Annotated in this window: 21 protein-coding genes; 3 read left to right on the plus strand and 18 right to left on the minus strand. The window is 46.6% G+C overall.

Annotated elements, in window-relative coordinates; all coding sequences use genetic code 11:
• Positions 1-71 precede the first annotated feature (71 nt).
• From SIC45_RS11445 to SIC45_RS11465, 5 genes are all read right to left on the minus strand, one after another.
• Positions 72-1619: a carboxylesterase/lipase family protein gene (locus tag SIC45_RS11445; protein WP_319632222.1), complete on the minus strand. Its 1548-nt coding sequence runs from the start codon at positions 1617-1619 to the stop codon at positions 72-74.
• 237 nt (positions 1620-1856) lie between these two features.
• Positions 1857-2678, minus strand: a complete 822-nt coding sequence (locus tag SIC45_RS11450) for an MIP/aquaporin family protein (protein WP_298788312.1) — start codon at positions 2676-2678, stop codon at positions 1857-1859.
• Between the two features lie 278 nt (positions 2679-2956).
• On the minus strand, positions 2957-3667 hold the full coding sequence (locus SIC45_RS11455; RefSeq protein ID WP_319632223.1) for a TraR/DksA C4-type zinc finger protein: 711 nt from the start codon (positions 3665-3667) through the stop codon (positions 2957-2959).
• Positions 3668-3866: 199 nt separating this feature from the next.
• Positions 3867-4415, minus strand: coding sequence for a GNAT family N-acetyltransferase (locus SIC45_RS11460; RefSeq protein ID WP_319632224.1), 549 nt, complete (start codon positions 4413-4415; stop codon positions 3867-3869).
• Positions 4416-4428: 13 nt separating this feature from the next.
• Positions 4429-4860, minus strand: a complete 432-nt coding sequence (locus tag SIC45_RS11465; RefSeq protein WP_319632225.1) for a VOC family protein — start codon at positions 4858-4860, stop codon at positions 4429-4431.
• 184 nt (positions 4861-5044) lie between these two features.
• Here SIC45_RS11465 and SIC45_RS11470 point away from each other — a divergent pair, with 184 nt between their 5' ends.
• Entirely contained in the window at positions 5045-5830 is a 786-nt protein-coding gene (locus SIC45_RS11470; RefSeq protein ID WP_319632226.1) for an SDR family oxidoreductase, read from the plus strand.
• A gap of 24 nt (positions 5831-5854) precedes the next feature.
• Here the strand turns inward: SIC45_RS11470 and SIC45_RS11475 are convergent, their stop codons facing one another.
• From SIC45_RS11475 to SIC45_RS11485, 3 genes are all read right to left on the minus strand, one after another.
• A complete protein-coding gene (locus SIC45_RS11475; RefSeq protein ID WP_319632227.1) occupies positions 5855-6907 on the minus strand; it encodes a C45 family peptidase in 1053 nt (350 codons plus the stop codon).
• Between the two features lie 87 nt (positions 6908-6994).
• Entirely contained in the window at positions 6995-7546 is a 552-nt protein-coding gene (locus SIC45_RS11480) for a GNAT family protein (RefSeq protein WP_319632228.1), read from the minus strand.
• Complete coding sequence (locus tag SIC45_RS11485; protein WP_319632229.1) at positions 7546-7722, minus strand: hypothetical protein; 177 nt, start codon at positions 7720-7722, stop codon at positions 7546-7548. The genes SIC45_RS11480 and SIC45_RS11485 overlap by 1 nt, the downstream gene beginning before the upstream one ends.
• Positions 7723-7800: 78 nt before the next feature.
• On the opposite strand from SIC45_RS11485, the gene SIC45_RS11490 reads away from it, so the two are divergent.
• On the plus strand, positions 7801-8598 hold the full coding sequence (locus tag SIC45_RS11490; protein WP_319632230.1) for an alpha/beta hydrolase: 798 nt from the start codon (positions 7801-7803) through the stop codon (positions 8596-8598).
• Positions 8599-8626: 28 nt separating this feature from the next.
• Here SIC45_RS11490 and SIC45_RS11495 read toward each other — a convergent pair whose 3' ends face one another.
• The 10 genes from SIC45_RS11495 to SIC45_RS11540 form a co-directional block, all read right to left on the minus strand.
• Positions 8627-8944 (minus strand): DUF2628 domain-containing protein, encoded by a 318-nt coding sequence (locus SIC45_RS11495; protein ID WP_319632231.1) that lies wholly within the window; start codon positions 8942-8944, stop codon positions 8627-8629.
• 26 nt (positions 8945-8970) lie between these two features.
• The gene (locus SIC45_RS11500; RefSeq protein WP_319632232.1) at positions 8971-9297 is read right to left on the minus strand and encodes a hypothetical protein; all 327 of its coding nucleotides are present in this window, start codon (positions 9295-9297) and stop codon (positions 8971-8973) included.
• Between the two features lie 16 nt (positions 9298-9313).
• Positions 9314-10201, minus strand: a complete 888-nt coding sequence (locus SIC45_RS11505; RefSeq protein ID WP_319632233.1) for a hypothetical protein — start codon at positions 10199-10201, stop codon at positions 9314-9316.
• Between the two features lie 63 nt (positions 10202-10264).
• The gene (locus SIC45_RS11510; RefSeq protein ID WP_319632234.1) at positions 10265-10729 is read right to left on the minus strand and encodes an SRPBCC family protein; all 465 of its coding nucleotides are present in this window, start codon (positions 10727-10729) and stop codon (positions 10265-10267) included.
• 55 nt (positions 10730-10784) lie between these two features.
• A complete protein-coding gene (locus SIC45_RS11515; protein ID WP_319632235.1) occupies positions 10785-11639 on the minus strand; it encodes an STAS domain-containing protein in 855 nt (284 codons plus the stop codon).
• Positions 11640-11800: 161 nt separating this feature from the next.
• Positions 11801-13600: an IucA/IucC family siderophore biosynthesis protein gene (locus tag SIC45_RS11520; RefSeq protein ID WP_319632236.1), complete on the minus strand. Its 1800-nt coding sequence runs from the start codon at positions 13598-13600 to the stop codon at positions 11801-11803.
• A 39-nt stretch (positions 13601-13639) separates the two neighbouring features.
• Positions 13640-14956 carry a lysine N(6)-hydroxylase/L-ornithine N(5)-oxygenase family protein gene (locus SIC45_RS11525; RefSeq protein ID WP_413645712.1) on the minus strand — a complete coding sequence of 439 codons (1317 nt, stop codon included), beginning with the start codon at positions 14954-14956 and terminating at the stop codon, positions 13640-13642.
• Positions 14946-15536 carry a GNAT family N-acetyltransferase gene (locus SIC45_RS11530; RefSeq protein WP_319632237.1) on the minus strand — a complete coding sequence of 197 codons (591 nt, stop codon included), beginning with the start codon at positions 15534-15536 and terminating at the stop codon, positions 14946-14948. The genes SIC45_RS11525 and SIC45_RS11530 overlap by 11 nt, the downstream gene beginning before the upstream one ends.
• Positions 15517-17274, minus strand: coding sequence for an IucA/IucC family protein (locus tag SIC45_RS11535; RefSeq protein WP_319632238.1), 1758 nt, complete (start codon positions 17272-17274; stop codon positions 15517-15519). The genes SIC45_RS11530 and SIC45_RS11535 overlap by 20 nt, the downstream gene beginning before the upstream one ends.
• A complete protein-coding gene (locus tag SIC45_RS11540) occupies positions 17264-18778 on the minus strand; it encodes an aspartate aminotransferase family protein (RefSeq protein WP_319632239.1) in 1515 nt (504 codons plus the stop codon). The genes SIC45_RS11535 and SIC45_RS11540 overlap by 11 nt, the downstream gene beginning before the upstream one ends.
• Before the next feature lie 312 nt (positions 18779-19090).
• On the opposite strand from SIC45_RS11540, the gene SIC45_RS11545 reads away from it, so the two are divergent.
• Positions 19091-19903 carry a PRC-barrel domain-containing protein gene (locus tag SIC45_RS11545; RefSeq protein ID WP_319632240.1) on the plus strand — a complete coding sequence of 271 codons (813 nt, stop codon included), beginning with the start codon at positions 19091-19093 and terminating at the stop codon, positions 19901-19903.
• Positions 19904-19937: the final 34 nt, after the last annotated feature.

Raw genomic sequence — 19937 nt, forward strand, 5'->3', positions numbered from 1 at the left:
TTTTCACTATGTAAAATGCGGACACTCTGAAGGGTCCGCATTACGTTTCATATTAGTATAGCATATGCGCATTAGTAGCTTCTATACGCAGACGGACGAGTGTACGTTTCGGCAAGCCGGGCTCTCCAGGCAAAATCATCCTCCGCATGGTCATGACGTCTTGGCACCCATTTTTTCCCGATAATCATCGTCTCCGGCCGTTCCTTGGTATACTGTTTCCATTCCGGAATGTCTTCGTGCCCGGGGTCCCCTTCCCTCGCGAACCGAACCCAGGCGTCCTGCATCCGTCGGGTGAGCCCAGGGCTTTCATTTATGCCTAAAAGCGTCCGGTTCCGGAGGGAAAAAGCTGTTTTAACCGTATTAAACAAATATCCGAGCTCCAGCCCGTGGCAGGCTTTCAGCCAGCGGGCTTCCACATTGAAACGGTATTGATACACCCTCCCTCCAGCCCGGGAATACAGCTCGCTAAGCTCTGTGTGATACAAACGAAATGCCCGGTCTGTAAACATCTTCATAAAAATCTGCGAGCGGCTCCTTCTGGGATATCTCTTCTTATAGTCCTGGTAAACTGCCATCGTTGTCTCTTCTGACATATGCTCATATTTTCGAAGATAAAATAATACATACGTGTCCACTGATTTTTTCTTGCGCAGCTCTGGAATGAGCAGCTTGAAAAAATGCATCTCGTCTGCGTTGGAGCCGTGAAGGAGCTGTACCTTTCCCGCGCTTTCCTGAATCGCCCGCTCTACGTCAAACGGAATAATTTCTCCATCCGGGGTAGGGGCAAACATTCTGGAGCCGTTATACGGACCGTTGGAGGTAAAATTTTTGTCCACGAACGACACCGTCGTTTTTACCAGATTTTCTGCCGGAGTGGTACAGATGTCATTCATGGAATGCAGGCCGAGCTTGTAAATAAGCTGATCAGAAATGTTCACCGCATCCTCCACCGAACGCGCAAGCCCGGTGATTACTCCGCTTTGAGCGATGACCTTCTGGAAAAGCCCGCGGGCGGCTGGCGCAGCGAGCAGGGCTGTTACGCTGATGCTGCCGGCTGACTCTCCAAAGATGGTGACATTTCCTGGATCGCCGCCAAAGCTTTCAATATTTTCCTGTACCCAGTGGAGTGCTTCCATTTGGTCCAGCAGGCCGAGGTTTTTCATGTAGGCCCGTTCCGATCCGCAAATGTTTTCTGCATCCAAAAAACCAAACATCCCCAGCCGGTAATTAATACTCACCATTACTACTTCTCCCCGGGCAGCCAACGATTTTCCGTCATACAGCGCCTCCCGGTTCGAGCCGCTGTTAAAGCCGCCGCCATGAATAAATACCATCACCGGCCGGCGGTGCACCGGCTCTTCGTCCGGTCTCCAGATATTTACATACAGGCAGTCCTCCGATTCCGTACCTTTTCTGAGGCCTTCCACGGACTGCGGACAGGCGGGACCGTAATCCAAAGCGCTGTATAATTCCTTGGATTTACCTAAACGCTGTGGTTTTTTAAACCGCTCCGCTTCTGCGTATTTTATACCAAGATACTCTTGAACATGTTTATATAAACGGCCTTCATATATTCCTGCAGGCGCATGCAGCCGGACAGTTCCTTTTGATTTTTTCATTTTTATCCTCCATAAATACTAAGTTATGTTTATTTTATCAGTAAGAAAATATGTATATTTTAATTCTTCCTCATATTAGTCGACGGAACAAATGGCGGGTTACGTATAAACAGCTACATATTCTTACAAATTTTTACTTATAATTATGACATTTATATTATCAGCAGGCAGCTGGTCTGTTTACTGTAAATAAAAAAGCTGCAATCCCCGGTTACCGGGGGTTGCAGCTTTTAGTTATCAGTTCTTAACGTCAGGATTGCTGACTTCTGTATCCCGTTTATTCATTACGTAAAGAACCCCAAGGACGATGAGTACAAAAACACTGAATACCGCAAGCACACCATAGCCTTCTCCTAAAAATCCGGACCGGTAAACGAGAGAGCCAAAAATGCCTCCCAGCGCCGGTGCCGCCACCGGAATCCAGGCATACGACCAGTTAGAATCCCTTTTACCCGCAATAGGCAGGAGAGCGTGGGCAATACGCGGACCCAAATCCCTGGCCGGGTTGATCGCATAGCCGGTTGTGCCACCGAGCGAAAGTCCGATAGCACCAACAAGAAAACCGACAATAAGCGGGTTCAGGCCTTCCGTGAACTCGTTTGCACCTATACTGTTTAATACGAGTAAAAATACAGCCGTTGCGATAAACTCACTTAAAAAGTTTGCAAACCGGTTCGGAATCGCCGGATCTGTTGAAAACGCCGCCAGCTTTACATCCGCATTCTCTGTTTCCTTCCAGTGGCCGAGAAAATGAAAATATACAACGGCTCCGCCGATTCCCGCACCTATAATTTGAGAAACGATATAGCCAGGCACGTCCGCCCACGGGAACTCCCCAATAGACGCAAAGCCAAGAGTAACAGCTGGATTTAAATGCGCCCCGGAAAACTGGCCAACAGCATATACCCCCATTGCTACGGCAAACGCCCAGCCGAGCGCAACAACAATCCACCCTCCTCCTTCTGCTTTCGATTTGTTTAAGTTAACGTTTGCAACAACGCCACCGCCAAAAATAATAAGTATCATCGTACCAATGACTTCCGCTAAGTATATCGACATTTTCCCAGCTCCCTTGTAAGCGTTTTTAATTTACAGACATAAGTATTGACAGCCGTTTCGCTTCCTCAAACGACTAAAAAACCACACACCTCACTCCCTGTAGAGCATTTTAGTGTGCGGCTTTCATTCGACTCAGCCCGATTTATTAACTTAAAAAAACTTTAGCACGAAAAGAAAACGCTGTCAATTCGATTTAGAGCTTAGAGATTTATTCTGTCTTTCTAACCGGTATTATAAAAACGGCCGCCCGCATAATTAACGGACGACCACCGTTATATTTATTTTTTATCTTTCGAATTCTTTTCCCTTTCCTTTCCCTGCTCGGCAGAATTTCTGCTTCCCTGCCACTGCTCCTTCTGATCGGCTGTATTTCCGGTATCTTCCCCTTCCAAATCAGCGACGGAGGCATCTTCCACTTTCTCTACCCGTCCTTGCTGCTCTTCCTCTTCCTCCTGTTCACTCGTGTATCCCGTCATTTCCGGATCATCGGAAGGCGTCTCGGAAGTACTGTGTTCGCTCACTGCTTCCCACGTATCTTCTTTATCAAAAGCTACATTTTCTTCCCTTTTTTCACGCTCCGGTCCTGGGTTGACTACGTCTTCTTCCACCGGGTGATCCTGGGCAGGCTTATCGCTGCCGGCATGGTCTACACAGCGCGTGGTTTCCGGCACAATTTCCAGGCGTTCATATGGAATTTCTCTGCCGCAAACTTCACACTTGCCGTAATTTCCATTTTCCATCGCCTCAAGGGCATGGTCAATATTTTCAAGCTGCTCCCGGGCCTGATTATTGAGTGCTGCGTCTTTTTCCATTTCATGCAGCTCCGTGCCCTGGTCCCCCGGGTGATTGCTGTACTCGGAAAGCTCACCGATCGTCTCCGTATTGTTATTAGCATTCCCTGTTTCTTCTACTTCAATTTTTTCTTCGTTTTCTTCTTTCATTTCCAAAAGCCGGTTTTTTAATGTTTTTTCCTGTTCTGCCGTAATCATTTGTATCCCTCCAGTTTTGTCTACTCTCTCTTTACCCAATTAACACGTATATTGAAAATGCTTTTTTCTTCAAAAGCGTTCACACAAAATAAACCGGAAAGAGTAAAAGCTTTCCCTCCGGCTTTACTACAAACTGTGATTGCCTAACATCATTTCCCCCGGTTTACTGATGTGTAAACACCTAGATTTCTCTTAAAATTTATCTGCCACCCGCCTCGTCTGTTTTTATCCTCCCATAGACTACCTGATTTACATAACCACCTGCGAGGCGCTCTGATTCCTTCAGCGTCCCTTCCAGCTGAAATCCCAGCTTTTCCGGAACCGCCCTGCTTTTTTTATTTTCTTCAGCGCAGCGGATTTCCACCCGGTGCAGAGCCATTCCATCAAAGGCGTAATGTGTAAAGGCTTCTACTGCCTGTGTCATGATGCCTTTTCCTTCGTATTCTTTTCCAAGCCAATAGCCGAGGCTTGTTTTTTTATTCCCCCAGTCCACTTCATGGTAGTTAATGACACCGGCAAGATCGCCTTTAAATCTTATGCCTGCCCGAAAACCGCCTCCAGCTGCCGCCTGCTGGAGCGTCCTTTCAATGCTTGCAGCAGTATCCTGGACCGACTGGACGTTGTCCACCCAGTTCATCCATTCTTTTAGATGCCCACGATTTTTATCAATCAGTGCAAACAGCTCCCCCGCGTGCTCTTTTTGAAGCAGCAGCAGCTCCAGGCACTCGTTAATTTTATATACAAACACAAAACCTCTCCTTTTACTCCATAATCAGCATGTCCTGCTCGTCAAATTTCCAGAAATCTGCGTACGCCGCTTCCCAAAGGTGGCCGTCCGGGTCTTTAAAATATCCGCTGTACCCTCCCCAAAAAACCCATTCCGGCTCTTTTACAATCCTGCCGCCAGCCTCTGCGGCCTGTCTCATGACGCTATCCACCTCTTCAGCAGATTTGGCATTGTACGCAAGCGTGATCCCTGAAAAACTATGGCCCGCTTCCTCCATTTTTTCACCAGTTTCTTCCGCCAGCTCCTTTAACGAGTAAAGAGCCAGCCTGGTGCCTTTGTTATTAAAAAATACAATTCCCGGGCCGTCTTCAGCTGCGGCAGGCTCAAAGCCGAGCCCTTCCCGGTAAAAATTCCCCGAAACAGAAATATCTCTGACGCCAAGTGTAATAAGGTTGATTCTATTCATTGCTTCAGCCTCCTTTTTTGACGTCCTTCGTGCAAAAGAAACGTTAATTGTTATTTCGCCGGGATGTCCCTTTTTCCTTCTTCTTTTGAACGGCTGATCTTATCAGTGCCATTGAGCGTTTCGCCCTTCATTCAAACGGGAACCGTTTTTAACAATCATAATTTCATAAGGAGGACGACGATTCATGAGTAAAACAATATTTATCACCGGTGCCGGCACCGGTCTTGGGAAAGGCACAGCAATCGGCCTGGCGAAAAAAGGCCACCGCGTGATCGCTGCGGTCGAAATAATGGCACAGATTACAAGTCTCCGGGAAGAAGCAGAAGCTGCGGGGGCTGACCTCGAGGTGATTAAGCTTGATATCACCAATAAACGGGACCAGCAGCTGATTGCCGACTACGACTATGACATTTTCGTCGCAAACGCAGCCATCGGCGAAGGAGGCCCTATCGCTGAAGTACCGGTTGACCGCGTCCGCGAAATTTATGAAACTAACGTATTCAGCACTCTTGAGAATGCACAGATTGCTGCTAAAAAATTCGTAGAAAAAGGCGGGGGCAAAATAATCTTTCTCAGTTCTATCGTCGGTGTGGTAGCGATGCCTTATTTGGCCCCATATGGCTCCACGAAGCACGCGATCGAATCCATTGCGAAATCGATGAAAGCAGAGCTTGAAGAATTCAATGTCCAGGTGGCCACCATTAACCCCGGCCCATACGAAACGGGCTTTAACGACCGGATGTTTGAAGAAAAATGGAAATGGTACGACCCGGAAAAAAACTTTACCCCGGAAAAATCAATCAGCAGCATGGAGCAAATGCTCGACAGCCAGTTTGACCCTGACGACATGATTAACAAGATGGTTGAAGTGATCGAAGCAGACCATCACGCCTTCCGTACGGCGCATCCACAGGATACGGAGGATCAGATGAAGCAGGAGGAACAGCAGAACTGGGACGCCCGCATATAAAAAATAAACCGGCCGCGTGCCGGTTTATTTTACGTTATGGTCCATGTGAAGAAACTTCATATCGGTATCTACCTGACCATACAAATACTGCTCGGGGATGTCCTCCCCGTTCAGCCAGCGGGAAAAGTCAATTTCATACGGCTTTTGGTCTCCACCAATGGCGAACCATGCCTTTTGTTCCTGCAGCAGGTAGCCGGAGGTATGAATCGTGCCTGCCCAGCTGTGATAATTATCCGAAAACACCCCGCCTTCAGTATTATTCAGCAGCCGGTACGCTTCTTCTGCGGAAGGAAGTACCTGCTTTTTCTTTTCCATAACCGCCTGCCGGGCTTTCGAATCCACTAAATAATGACGGTTTTCCTCCGGCATTTTTTCAAAGTGATTCGTACATGTCTGATCGTCTCTGCCGATAACCCCGCGCGGTGATGCCTCTACTACTTTAGAGGAGCCCTTCCTGTCCTGGATCACATAGCTGAATGAGTGTCGGTGCGGGATTTCTTTCAGCATATCAACCGCCTCCTCCACCGATGCGCATACCTCCAGGATTAAGCGGCCAATCATGGAGCAGATAAATCCGTCTCCCGGCTTTTTACGGTGCATAAAATTGTAGCCCATCGCAAGCTGTTTTTCGTTCATGCCATCCATCCGGCCGGTTACCCGCTGCGAGGGACCAATCATCGCATAGCCCTGATCCGCGGGTTGAAACAATGTGTACCTGCCCTCGTAGGTTTTCGGATGATAGTCGTAATTACGCACCAGATAATTGTCTCCGGCCATAATAGAGCAGCCCGACTTAGGTATTTCAAGACGATAGCCGGAAAAATGCATGATGATCTTTTCCATACTCCATTTCAAACCGTCCTGCAGTCCTTCAAGCTCCTCCCAGATACCCGGGGCCACCTTCATAAGCGCTTCCTTCGTTTCCCCTATGTCCACCTGAAACCGCGGTTTTCTTATTTTCCATTGCTTGTCCCGGTTTTCGACGGACAACGACCCCGCGAGACGTTCCCCCTGGTGTTTGCCAAATTCGTAATGGGTGCCGCGAAACTGCACCACGCTGCTGTATATCTCTTTCACATTGTCACCTTCATTAAATGGTTATTTTTCCCGTCGATACGTGAAAATCAGTTTCGCAAAGTGAAAAACCGCCTGCTGCCAGGCGGTTCAGCGATGCTTTTCCCGGTATTCCTGTTCGAGTATGCTCATCATTACGGCGTGATAGTACTGGTGATCGTAGTAACGGCACTCGCGCTTCATTCCCTCGTGTACAAATCCAAGCTTTTCATATACGTGAATCGCCCGGGTGTTAAACGAAAACACCTCGAGTTCAATCCGGTGGAAATTCAATTTCCCAAACCCGTATTCAAGCATCAGCTTTGTCGCTTCAGTGCCAAAGCGCTGACCGATATAGTCGTCAAACACGACCATTTGAAACCTTGCCTGCCGGCTCGCCGGCGTGTCGATATCACTAAACGAAGTATCACCGATTAATTGATCATTTCCCTGCATGAAAATACCTAGGCGAACATCTGCATGGGCGTCGGTGCCTTCAATATAGCGCTCCACATCCTCCAGGGTGTAAATACGGCTTGTGCCGGTAAACTGACGGGCAATCTGATTATTGTTAAACGCTTCATACAGCGCCGGTATTTCTTCCTTCGTGTATGGACGCAGATACAGCTGCTCTCCTTCAATAGCTTTTACTAATGGCTGCATTATTTATCCCCCATTTGTTCCCTATTATTCTGATATACAATCATCGCACTGAAATAAAAGAAGTTCATCCCAAACTGAATATCCGTTACTTCGATGCCTGCATCGTCCAGGAAGGCATTCACCTTCTTGTCGAGTCCTCCTTTATCGCTTATGGCATAAAACGTTTTTATCCTCACGTCTCTCCTCCTCAGCATTTTCCTATTATCTATTGTACCAAAAGCAGGTATGATAAAAGGAGAACAGGAGGGAAAATTATGGAACGAATTTATTACGGGGATCACCCGGAGCAGTTTGGAGAACTTCGCCTGCCCGAAGGAGAAGGCCCTTTTCCTTTAGCAATTGTTATTCACGGAGGTTTTTGGAGAATGCCCTTCGGTCTCGATATTATTCAGGACGCAGCGGAGGATTTAACCCGGGAGGGCATTGCCACATGGAACATCGAATACCGGCGCGTCGGCCACGAAGGCGGTGGATGGCCGGGAACATTTAATGATGTCAGCAGGGCCGCTGACTATGTCAGGGAGCTCGCAGCCATTCATCCCATCGACGTTCGGCGGGTATTTACCATTGGCCATTCCGCTGGGGGACAGCTAGCCTTATGGCTCGCTGCCAGGCCATTCCTGCCGGCTACCAGCGAGCTGTCCCATTTCGCTGAGCCATTATCCATGTACGGGGCAGTGAGCCTCGCCGGTGTGCTCGATATGCATCTGATGCACGAGATACACGATTACCGCAACAAAGCCACGAACGCAAAAGAACCTATGGACCCCGTCGCAGATCTACTCGGCGGTTCCCCGGATGAATTTCCTGAGCGCTATACTGAAACGTCACCGTTTGATCTGATTCCTATTGATGTGCCCCAGATACTCGTGCACGGAGCGCTCGATGTGAACGTACCGGTTGGCATCAGCGCGCAGTACCACCAGGCAGCAAAAATCGGCTACCGGTCCATACGGTATCTCGAACTCCCGGACGCGGAGCATTTTATGCTTACCGATATACAAACCGATGCCTGGAGCCTGATTAAAGAAGAAATCCATGAGATGCTTTAAAAAGACAAGAGCCTACGCCCTTGTCTTTTTAATTATTTGTTGGTACTAATATATGATTTTCTTGTAATACTCTCATTGAATTCTCATTTGCCGGCCGATAGCCTTTTTCTATTAATTCTTTTATGTAAATTTTATTATACATAAAAGCAAATATTACTCCTATAATCCATCCACCTATACCACTAGTAATAAGACCTACTACAGCTCCACCAATAAGCATAATTAAAAACCATTTCATGTCGCCCCGGAACAACGGAACGAAAAAACCGAAGAAAAATGTAGTCCAGCTAAATCCGATCTTTGTTTCTTTCATAATTCCCATTTCATTGCGAAGACCTATTTTCATATTATTGTCCTTCTTTATGTTGTATTTTAGAGTTCATAAATTTCTTTCAAAAGTGTCTGATCTATATGATCAATATTTCCGTCTCCATTGATATCGTAATTAACTTCAGTCATTCCAAAATCCTGTTCCATGCTGTCGATCAATCCGTTATGGTCAATATCCGATTGATAACTGTCAAACTCACCATCGTTGTTAAGGTCAGTATCTATTTTATCCATAATATTATCATTGTCTAAATCATTAATAGAAAATGAACCATTATTTTGAAATTCATAAGACTGTAAATCAGTTTCGTCAATTTCAAAATCGTTATTCATGTCTAAGGTGCTCATAGGGTCAAAATCAAAGACCACTTGCTTTCACTCCTTTTTATAAATTATTAAAGAATTTATTTAATCTTTTTCCAGTATTAGATAATTTTTGGCCTTGAACTTCTACTACATGCTTATAGGTATTCTCCACTCTTGTGTCTAAATCCGGCTTATGAGTATAAATAAAATCTTTATAAGGAGTTACCAAAAACGTACTATCGATTTTTTCCTTTGTCTGAGAATCCAGGGTTTGCTTTTTAAGAATATCCTTCATTAAATCATCCGCCGGTTTAAAACCCATTTTTCTGGACATATTTAAAGTTCTTAATTTCATACGATTTTTACCAGCATATTCATAAAATTGTGCTAAATAAAATAAGTATTCTGCTTTTTTACCTTTATTCGCTTCAAACTGCAATGCTCTAGTAGTGTAATCGATAGATCTGTCCAGTGTTTTCAATCTAGCGGGCATATCCGACATAGCCATTGATGAATAAGCCAGTGCTTTGCTTAATATGATGTAGTCCTCACTACGCGATACATACTCAGCATTTTTTATTCGCTTCATCGTCAGTGCAATACTCATGCCAATACATTTCGAAGGATTGAACGCTTCATATTCATCATCCAGTGAATTCAACCCTGCACTTACACCTTTACCCGCTACAAAACCGACTGGGTTTATTATTCCTCTTCCTACGCTGACTCCACTATTTAATTTTTTATAAAAGACTAGGGCTTCATAGTAAAACAACCAATGAATTGGTTCGTTAGGCTCGTCTTGAATTTTCTTTTTCAATTCTCCTAAGCCTGATGCACCTTGAACCCCGTCCCCAATTGCGGAGACTAGAGGCAGTTCAGATAATTCTTTTTTTATTTTCCTTGAATATGTAGCCAAATTTTCCTGATCACTTTTCGATAACCATTTATCTAAAAAACTTCCCATTAATAACCTCCTTAACTAAGCCTTAAGGACTAATAAAATTATACTATTATCCATATTTAATAATCAACTGGAAATTTTGTATATCATAAAAAATGCAGTGAAGTTTTTATGCTTCACTGCATGTTTCAACTTTTTCAGTATATCTTTAGCAAGCTTATTCGTGAGTGGACGTGCGAGTGTGCCAATCAATCGTCCGAAACGATTTTTTTGATAAGATTCGTACGTTTGCGTGACTGCTGTCCAGGCCGATTTTTCTTTCAATTCATAGGTTATAACAATATGCATCTGCTTCAGAGTCAATTCGTAGCTGAAAATCGATGGTTCCTTCACGACCAGATTTTTTCCTTTAAACACATAAGTAGAGCGACCTGCTTTTTGGCTTTGAGTAAACAACGCTTCTTCTTTTTTCGGATCATGTTCATATGTAATATCGCTAATTTCCGGGCTCCATGCTGCCCGCTTCCTTGGATCCGTTAAACAATCATATACTGTCTGCCTGGACGTCTTTATCAGGATCTCATGTTTCATTTTATTCCTCCTTTATCCTTTTGATAGTAAAAAAACCGGCGTCTCTGCCGGTTTTTTATTGAGACTGCAGGTGAAAACCAATGTGTTCGAGTGCAGCTTCAAGATTTCTTGAAATATGGATTTTCATTTTTAAAATTTCATTGTTGCTCAACTCGTGCTGGGCGATTGCCGGGGAGATTCCTGTCAGTAAAATGTTAACTCCCATGAGCTTCAGGGCATGAATGACGTTGATAAACACGTGCGGAAATTCACCATCCACGATCACAAGTCCGGACAAATCAATCACGAGGTGCTCAATTTTTTGGGCCGCGGCGTACTCGAGAACAGTCCGGGTAATAATTTCAGCCCGTTTTTCATCAATAATTCCCTGAACCGGAAGAATCGAAATACCTTTTCTGACCGGTATGATCGGCACATTTAAAAATCCAAGGTTGTACTGGGTATGGTCAAGCTCAATAATATGGGCAAGCACCTCTCCCATGGCTTTTAAGTAATCCACATCCTCCTGGCTGAATACTTTTTCCTCCGGATCCATGACGCACAGCGTTCCGAATACGTTACCGTTCAGATCGGTCAGCGTGACGCCAAGGAATCCCTTCATTTGCAGCTGGGAGGTCACCTCTAGTTCCCTTGTCATCACGTCTTTGGTCAGGTCCTCGGTACAGAGTGCGTCTTCCTCGTTCATGATAATTTTTCTGCAGTATGTGTCGCTGTATTCTACTGAAAAGCCCTCAGGAATAATTTCTTCTTTTTTATTGAACGTGCTGATGACAGTCATTTCATTGCTGCCGCGCTTTGTAATATACGCTGTATTCACATCAAGCTGATCGGCGATTAAATCAAACATTTTTTGCGAAACAGATTTCAACGATGGGAATTCGGTCGAATCCAGGCTGTATTCTTTTTGCAATTTTTGTTCCTCCAACATTTAGTTTAATTGCGGGGGCAGTTTGCACATTAGAATTATTATAATACTTTTCCTTTTCCCAAACAATACATGTGTCTTTAGTATGGTATAAATGTTTATTTAGTATGTATTTTCATACAAAAAAGCCAGGGTAATCCCCTGACTCAAGTGTAAAGCGTATGGACTGTAAAGAGCGCGTTTTCAACGAATCCATGCTCTGAAGCGTGCGGGCGGTCATCTCCGTCTCCGTATCCATAATCAAGCATGCGGTTTCGATTCAGGCAAAGCTTTACCATGGCTGGCTGAAAAAGATTAAAGAGCTCAAAGCGTCCGGCGAGCTCCGGGAAACGTTTTTGATACGCTTCAATTGTTTCCACTGTCATTTTCCAGAATGTATGCTCTGCAAGTAAGCTTTTACGGTCAAGCAGATCCGACAGGTAGCGGAAATGGCAGATGAACAATCCCGTAAAGATAAACTGCACGAGCCCCTCCGGCGGTTCACATCGCAGAACCTGCTTTAAGTCCTCCGGAAGGTCTTCAAGCTCCGGCAGCTGCTGATCACTCACATTTACGTCATCTACGAAGTCTTTCATAATAAGCCGGTGCGGCTCGTAGTTCTTTAATACCACGATCGTATTCTGGCCGTGCGGTGAAAAAACGGTGCCGTATTTATACATGTAATGCAGCAGCGGAGGAAGCACTGAATCAAACAGCTGTTTGATCCACGCTTCTGTACTTAATCCCGACCGTTCCACGTATTCCAGCACCAAAGGCTTTCCATTTGCATCTTCGTGCAGAAGGGCCGCCAGCGTTACTGGTTTTTCCTCCTCTTCCACAGCCGTATAAATACTTTCTCTCCAGACAGCCCCCAGCATTTCTGTATACTGGTACGGCACTCCCTGCAGATGATGAAACGCAGGGTGCGGCACATCGATTGTTTCAGTTTCCCCGAGCAGCCCCACCCTGCACGTATTCTTCAGGAATGGGTCTTCGTCCTTGACCGTCTGAATCCACTTCGTCACTTCCGGAGCCGCCATTGTCCGCTCACTGGGCAGCCCCCGGTACACCAACGTATTTAAAATACTTACCGGGAGCTTCACATGTTTTTTTGTTTTATGCTCTGTATTTACGAACGTACGAATCGATTGCTGCGGAAGGTATGTGTCTTCTGAATACTGCAATGGAATAATCCATCCTTTGGCAATGTACTCAGCGTAAAGCGTCACAATGTGATTGTCCCACTGCCAGGCATGCACCGGCATGTAATAATAGTTCTCCGGAGCTCTCCCGGCCCGGTTTATAAGATCGCGAAAATGTTTTCGTTCACTCTCATTCAGTTCCTCTTCTATTAAACGATGGTAACCGTCAGCGTGTACCGTTTGAAACGAAGCTGCTTTCTTGTGGACCGCTATCCAGAACAAACGAACCTTCTGCTTGTGTTCAGGAGCATAAGAAAGATAATCCTGAAAGCTGAAGCCAATGCGGCCTTTATTGTAAGTAATCCATGGATGCCCTCCCATTTCTCCTTCAAGCTGCAAATAATCCATTTCCGCAAGCTCGGCAGCTGTCGTTTGTTTGTCCAGCAAATGGCAGTCCGCGGTCAGGGTATGATAATATTCTTTCAGTAAATGGCCGGCGGTCTCACTCGAGATCGGTGCCATTTGCTGAAGTTCAAGCAGAAAAGCATCTGCCCGCACAGGTACTTCTACATCATGTTCTTTTTTTACGATGCTTTCCGGGTACACATGGGCACTGTCAAAAAGCCGCTTGCGTGCAGAAAATGTATAAACTGCTCCAGAGGCTTCTACTTGAAGCGTTTGGGGGTCGCCTTCTTTTACAATATCTGCTTCTATAATAGCTTCATACAAAAATTCCTGGAGCATCTTCGCCGTTAACCGCTGATTCGCTTCCTCCCAGTGCCGCTGTTGGACGGCCCCAAAGGATTCAGCCGTATATGGATTCATCTGTTTTCTTCCCTTCTTTTTAGGATTAGGATCACAGGTTTACGCAAAAACCCCGGTCTTTTTTCTCTCAAATTGCTGGAAAACATTTTTGGTCCGGACACGGTAAACCTCCCGGCCGGCGATTTGATTAATAATGACCGCGTTCCGATGCGCTCCAAGCCCGAGATCCGGCGCCCCAACGCCGTGTGTGTGCATTTCACCGTTTTGAATAAACACATGACGGTTCCTTTCAGCCTGTACAGCGCGGTACTTTTCATCAATCTGCAGACGCCCGTGTTTATCACGCTGCAGCCTTGCTTCGATACCTTTTAAAAACGGCTGTGGAGACGGCTGATAGCCTGTCGCAGCGATTAACGCTTCCGTTTCTTCTGTGTATTCCGTACCGTAGTTAATCTCCCTCAAAAACAGCTTCATTTTGTCGGCGGGCATTCTCTCTATGTTCATCACTTCCGTATTTGCCTGCAGAGTGATGTCTTCGCTCTCCCCTCCGATCGTCTGCTCATAAAGCTCATCGTACACCGCAGCTATGGTGTCAGCGCTGATCCCTTTATACAGAAGATCCTGCTTCTGGAGCAGCTGTTCCTTTGTGTAAGAATCAAGGTGGTAGAAATAACTAATATATTCCGGCGAAAAATGCTCCAGCCCGAGCTTGGAATACTCCATCGGAAAAAATCCTGAAGACCTTGTATACCAACGCAGACTGTAGCCATATTCAGGCCGGTTCTTTAACAGATCGAGAAAAACTTCAGCGGCGCTCTGTCCGGATCCTGCCACCGTAATGCTCTCCTTTTGAAGAAGCTCCTTCCGGCGGTACCGGTAATCAGCAGAATGGCAGACATCTCCTCCCTTTTCTGCCCAGAAGGGAAGCGACGGTTTCGTGCCCGTACCTGTCACGATGTGCCTGGTATAGTAGTATTCGGTTGTTTTCCCATTCGAACGTACCGCTTCCACTTTATACAGGCTGCTTTCTTCCAGAAAGGACACATTGGCCACATACCGGCCAAACCGGCAGGAGGAAAGCTTGTCCGCTGCCCACTGGCAGTAGTCATTGTATTCGCGACGAGGAATATGAAATTTTTCATAGAAATAAAAAGCATACAGCCGATTCTTTTCCTGTAAATACTGCAAAAAGGAGCAGGGACTCTTTGGGTCTGCCATTGTGACCAGATCAGCAAGAAAAGGAACCTGCAGACTGGTGCCATCGAGCAGCATACCACCGTGCCATTCAAACGCTTCATTTTCATCCAGGAATACGCCTTGTATTTCCGGTACGTTTTCCACAAGCGCTGCCATCCCAAGGTTGAATGGCCCAATGCCTATGCCAAGTACGTCATATACTTCTGTTTCAGCTGCCACCGGCTGTCCCTCCTTCAAATGTCTCCCGTCTGCAAACCATTAGAAGCCCCCGTTTATCCGGCAGATCCACCGGCTTTACAGGCTCAAACCCCGCTTTTTTAAACACATGAATCATTTTGCCGTTGGTGATATCGGGCTCTGCAATGATCCGGGCTGTCCGGGCGTGTTGAAACTGCATCGAAAGCATAGCCTTTAAAAGCGGCAGGGCGCAGCCTCTGCCTGTTTCTTCCGGAGGCCCAATCAAAAGGTGTACACCCTGATCTCCCGGTTCCGCCCTGTAATAGGAACCAATGACGTCATCCGCTGCCCAATACACCTCCCAGTAGCTGACCGGACGTTCGTCGATCTCTCCGATGTAAAGGGTCTGATGGGTATCATTAAGCGCCTTATGCAGATGGGTTTGATATTTACTTTCACTTATATTCAACTGCCAAAATGGAACCACGTGAGCCTGGTGCATCCAGCCGTGCAGCAGGTAAAAGTCGGCTGTTTCATCAACTGCGCGGAATTGAATGCGTTCACCTGCCTGCCCGCCCGGCTCCCGGGTAAACGTATGAGAATTAGATTGCTGGGCTTTCATGCTGCAAGCACTCCTTTGCGGTCAACGGGTTTGAAATATGAATATAAACGGACTGTTCAGCAAGGGAGCCGACCAATTCATCCATATCAAAAAAACGGGTCAGCAGATTACCCTTGGAAGGGATTGTTTCGTGTTCAAGAAGGCTTTCAGTTAAGGCAGAACGGCCGAATGATTTTTCTGCATCTTCAAGCTCTTCGCGCAGTATTCGCAGCAGCTCCGCCTCTTCAATCAATTCTGAAGCTCCGAAGCCGTTAATCAGTCCAAACAAATGGTTGATAAAAAAGTAGTAACGAAAGCGTTCGTCTGCAATATCATCTGCGCATACCGTATCGCTTGAAGCATTCAGCTCCGGTACGTACTCCTTTAAGTGGGCTTCCTTCGAGCGTGCAAAATAGTAGCCCTGGTTGTCCCGGTAATAAAACACCTGCGGATAGCCGCCGGTAAAACGCACGACGGAATTCTGCTGATGGGCTTCAAGCGCAATGCCGTGGGTCATATACAGCCAAAGCATCGGATGCAGGGAGATTGATAAATACTTCCTGAACCAGTCCCGGCTTACCTCGGCAGTGCTCCGGTTTTCTGCCTGAGCAAGGCTTCGGATCAGATTGCCTAGCATACTGCCTTCTCCGTAAGCATCGTGCACCAGCCCTGCGGCCAATGATACCTGGTCGTCCATAGTTTCCTGAAAAGGGTTTTGCCGGATAATCGTTTCAAAGCCTGTTTCTTCTTCACCTTTAAGGGCGATGTATGCTGGGTCACGAACAATTTCAAATTCCGGAAAAAACCGTGCTGCCTCTTTCCCAATCCGGCTCTGCATCAGCTGTTCCACTTCTACGCCGCGCACGAGTTCCTTTTTTTGATTCACACGCAGGGAATTGGTAACCTTCACCGGAATAGAGACTTTGAACATATAAGGTGAATGCTCATGGTAAAGTGTCCGGATCGAGGAGGTCGCTGTAAAGCTCCGGCCAGCCGGGCCAAGGTACGCTAATTCTCCCTGGTCTAACTTCTGCTGAAGGGGTTCCTGCCGGAGCATGGCCTCTGCCTGAAGCGGATGCACCGGCAGCAGAGCATATCCATCATCCAAGCGACAATAGTTTTCTTTAAATAGTTCCTCTGTCTCTGGCGCATTTTGGAGCTCGTTTTTCACGATAGCTGACGCACTTTCTTTTTCCATCGATGCTTCCTCTACATGTGCTGACGGGGCCCGGAAAAAATGCAGCTGAAAACGACCGCCGGTTTCCGGGGAATACAGGTCTCTTTCCTCTTCGCGTTCCATTCCCTGACGGCTTTTAGGGGTCGGGTGCAGCAGATGCCCGAGCAGAAGGGCCTGTTCTGAATCAATGTAGCGGGAGACGATTTCTTCCTTCTGCTCCTTGCGTGCTTCCAAAAACAGCTCTGTGAGCTCAAAGCTCTGCAGCACCCGCTGCATCATCTCTTCTTTCCCTCCGTTATCGCCGTATTCAAGCGCAAGCTCCTTCAAAAGCAGAGCCCCGGTGGTCAGCACATCAAGCTCAAGCAGGGAGCCGCTTTCCAGGGTTTTATAATAAAGCGGAAAACGAAAGATATGCCGGTGGGTCAACGAACGGTATTTTACTGGAAGGATCAGCTCGATGTTCTGACGGGAGAGCTCCACGCGGCACTCCTCCTCGCCCCAGACACCGCTTCCGGTTTCACGCAAATAACAATTGATAAAGCTCTGCATTGAAGCTTCTGCTGCTTTCTGTTTAAAATCCAAGACTTTTCCTCCTTCGTAAAATTTCAATTTTCCGTCCTGCTTTAATGACCAACTGGATGACATGATCAATATCTTTTTCTGTCGTTAAAGGGTTCAGCAGCGTGCATTTTAAAAACTGTCTTTCGTCTATTTTCGTCTTGGCAATTACTGCTTCGCCTGAGGCATATAGCTGCTGCTGAATTTCTCTATTGATCTCATCCTCCTCCACTTTTTCAAAGGAATGCTCTGGGCAGTATTTAAACACCACTGCATTCATTTCCGGCTTCATTAACAGGTAAAGCGCCGGCTCGTCGTTAATTTTTTCCGCGAGACGTTCGGCCTGTTTTAACCCACGGCCTATCATTTCCGCCCATTTTTCCGTTCCGAGGGTACGGAGCGTCATCAATATTTTAAGTGCATCGAATCGGCGGGTCGTCTGCGTCGAATAGTCCACAAGGTTCGTAAAGCCCTCATCCCTGTCCTCCTCCGGATTCAAATACTCCGCCCCATGTCTGATAAAACGAAAACTATCCTGGTTCCTGACTAAAAAAGCCCCGCAGCTGACCGGCTGATAAAATAATTTGTGAAAATCCACCGCCAAAGAATCTGCGTTCTGCATCCCTTCAAGCTTGTCCGTATAATCACTGCAGAGCGCTAATGCCCCGCCAAATGCTGCGTCCACATGCATCCACAGATTCTCTTTCTTGGCCGTATAATGAATATCGCCGAGCGGGTCAATGCTTCCAAAATCAGTTGTGCCGGCAGTAGCCACTACGGCAATCGGATGATCACCGGCTTCCCTTGCCTCCTGTATGAAGGCTTCAAGCTTTCCCGTGCTCATCTTTTTATGCTCATCTGTTGGCACGCCTACTACTGCCCGCTCTCCCAGTCCAAGCTGAACTGCCGATTTTTTGACTGTAAAGTGCGCTTCCTCTGAACAGAAAATTTTAAATCGGGCTGCTTCCGGAGGAAGACCGCCGGCTTTTACATCATGTGACAATTTCTGTGCGCAGTACTGGTCTCTTGCAAGCAGCAGCCCCATAAAATTCGACTGAGTGCCTCCGGTGGTAAATGTTCCCGCAGCAGCTTGAGGCAGCTGGTACAATTCACACAGCCAATTCACTACTTCTGTCTCCACTGCTGTTGCTGCCGGACTCTGATCCCAGGAATCCATTGATTGATTTAATGCACTCACAATTACATCCGCGCACACCCCGGACAAAAGCGGCGGACAATGCAGATGCGCCATTGCATGAGGATGGCTGATGTTTAAAGAGGGTTTCATAATATGCTCCATTACTTCCTCAAGCACACTATCAAAAGCATGTTCATTCTCTGTGCCCTGAAAGAATTGCTTTACCTGCGGCTCTGCTGCTTCGGGCACAGGCCTTTCACTTTCATTGAAAAATTCCGCTATATAAGCAGACGTCTGTGTTAACATTTCAAGCATTCTGCCCTTATCACCAACGCTGGTTAAAAATTCATTATCAAATGCGGTGTGCGACTCTTCCTTTACAACCGGCATATCGTCTCCTCCATTATCTGTTATTTATAGATAATGAAAATCATTATCAATTATCCCGAAAAAATAAAAGCTTCTTTCGAGCTCTTAGTTACAATGTACACACTAATTGAAAATGATTATCAAAGTCAATAATTGCTGTGGAATTGATTCAAAGGTTGGTGCCGGCCGATTAAACAGTTTAGGTCTATTACCCTTTCATTCGTCCCCATCGTGACTTAATATCCACCTGCGAGCTTTCGTGTCGTTAGTTTAAAAACACCCCTCTCGGGTAATAAGCCGGGTATCAATAACTATTATCAGGAGGTGCAGCAATTGCTCGTACGTACAAAGGATTTTCAGGCATTTTGGATTTCAGCCACCGATGAAGAAGCGATAGGCGCCATTTCTGACGTCTATTTCGACTCCAGAGGCGAATGGAAGGTACGGTTTCTCGTCGCTGACACCCGTACGTGGTTTGTCGGCGGAAAGGTTCTGCTCAGTCCCCAGCTGATTAACCGCCTTGACCTGGCCGGCCAGGCCATTCAGATGAATGCTTCGAAAGACCAGATTAAAGACAGCCCGAAGCCGGACGAACACGAACCTATTTCCCGTTCCTATGAAGCCTCGGTGCTAAATTATTACAGCCTGGAGCCTTATTGGATCCCGACAGCTGGAAGTACTGACACAGAAACGGTCATGCCTGTAGGCGGCCCGTTCGCCCCAATGGATGACGACGATAATAATGCACGTCCTGCCCATGACACAGCTGTCACCGGCGCAGAAGAAAATGAAATGGAAGCTGCCCAAAACAAAGAAGACTACTATCTGCAGAGTACGAAGGATCTTCGCGGCTATGATATTTATACGAACGGCGAAAGCATTGGCACCATTTCTGACGTTGTTTTTGACACAAACGACTGGAGCGTCCAGTTTATCGAAGTCGATACCGCTGGTGCACTATCAAGTGACCACTCCCTTGTTCCGGTGGAATGGTTTAATCAGTTCAGCGCCATGGATGAAAGTGCCACCGCCAGTCTGAGCCGTGAAGCTGTGGAAAATTCGCCTGATTACGAAGCCTCCATGACACTGACCGATGATTACGGCGAAGAAATCCGTCGTCACTTCGGCAGCCCATCAAACAGGTAAACGCCGGACTCCCGCTGCTTAAATGCAGCGGGCT

Origin of the sequence: Marinococcus sp. PL1-022, from assembly GCF_033845285.1 — a bacterium.
GTDB lineage: Bacteria > Bacillota > Bacilli > Bacillales > Marinococcaceae > Marinococcus.

Bases quoted from the DNA above. Each gene is read 5' to 3' on its own strand.
- SIC45_RS11480 (WP_319632228.1), bottom strand. From the start codon at position 7,546: ATGCAGCCATTAGTAAAAGCTATTGAAGGAGAGCAGCTGTATCTGCGT.
- SIC45_RS11530 (WP_319632237.1), bottom strand. From the start codon at position 15,536: ATGAAAGCCCAGCAATCTAATTCTCATACGTTTACCCGGGAGCCGGGC.
- SIC45_RS11490 (WP_319632230.1), top strand. From the start codon at position 7,801: ATGGAACGAATTTATTACGGGGATCACCCGGAGCAGTTTGGAGAACTT.
- SIC45_RS11465 (WP_319632225.1), bottom strand. From the start codon at position 4,860: ATGAATAGAATCAACCTTATTACACTTGGCGTCAGAGATATTTCTGTT.
- SIC45_RS11540 (WP_319632239.1), bottom strand. From the start codon at position 18,778: ATGCCGGTTGTAAAGGAAGAGTCGCACACCGCATTTGATAATGAATTT.
- SIC45_RS11450 (WP_298788312.1), bottom strand. From the start codon at position 2,678: ATGTCGATATACTTAGCGGAAGTCATTGGTACGATGATACTTATTATT.
- SIC45_RS11495 (WP_319632231.1), bottom strand. From the start codon at position 8,944: ATGAAAATAGGTCTTCGCAATGAAATGGGAATTATGAAAGAAACAAAG.
- SIC45_RS11455 (WP_319632223.1), bottom strand. From the start codon at position 3,667: ATGATTACGGCAGAACAGGAAAAAACATTAAAAAACCGGCTTTTGGAA.
- SIC45_RS11445 (WP_319632222.1), bottom strand. From the start codon at position 1,619: ATGAAAAAATCAAAAGGAACTGTCCGGCTGCATGCGCCTGCAGGAATA.
- SIC45_RS11505 (WP_319632233.1), bottom strand. From the start codon at position 10,201: ATGGGAAGTTTTTTAGATAAATGGTTATCGAAAAGTGATCAGGAAAAT.
- SIC45_RS11470 (WP_319632226.1), top strand. From the start codon at position 5,045: ATGAGTAAAACAATATTTATCACCGGTGCCGGCACCGGTCTTGGGAAA.
- SIC45_RS11520 (WP_319632236.1), bottom strand. From the start codon at position 13,600: ATGAATCCATATACGGCTGAATCCTTTGGGGCCGTCCAACAGCGGCAC.
- SIC45_RS11510 (WP_319632234.1), bottom strand. From the start codon at position 10,729: ATGAAACATGAGATCCTGATAAAGACGTCCAGGCAGACAGTATATGAT.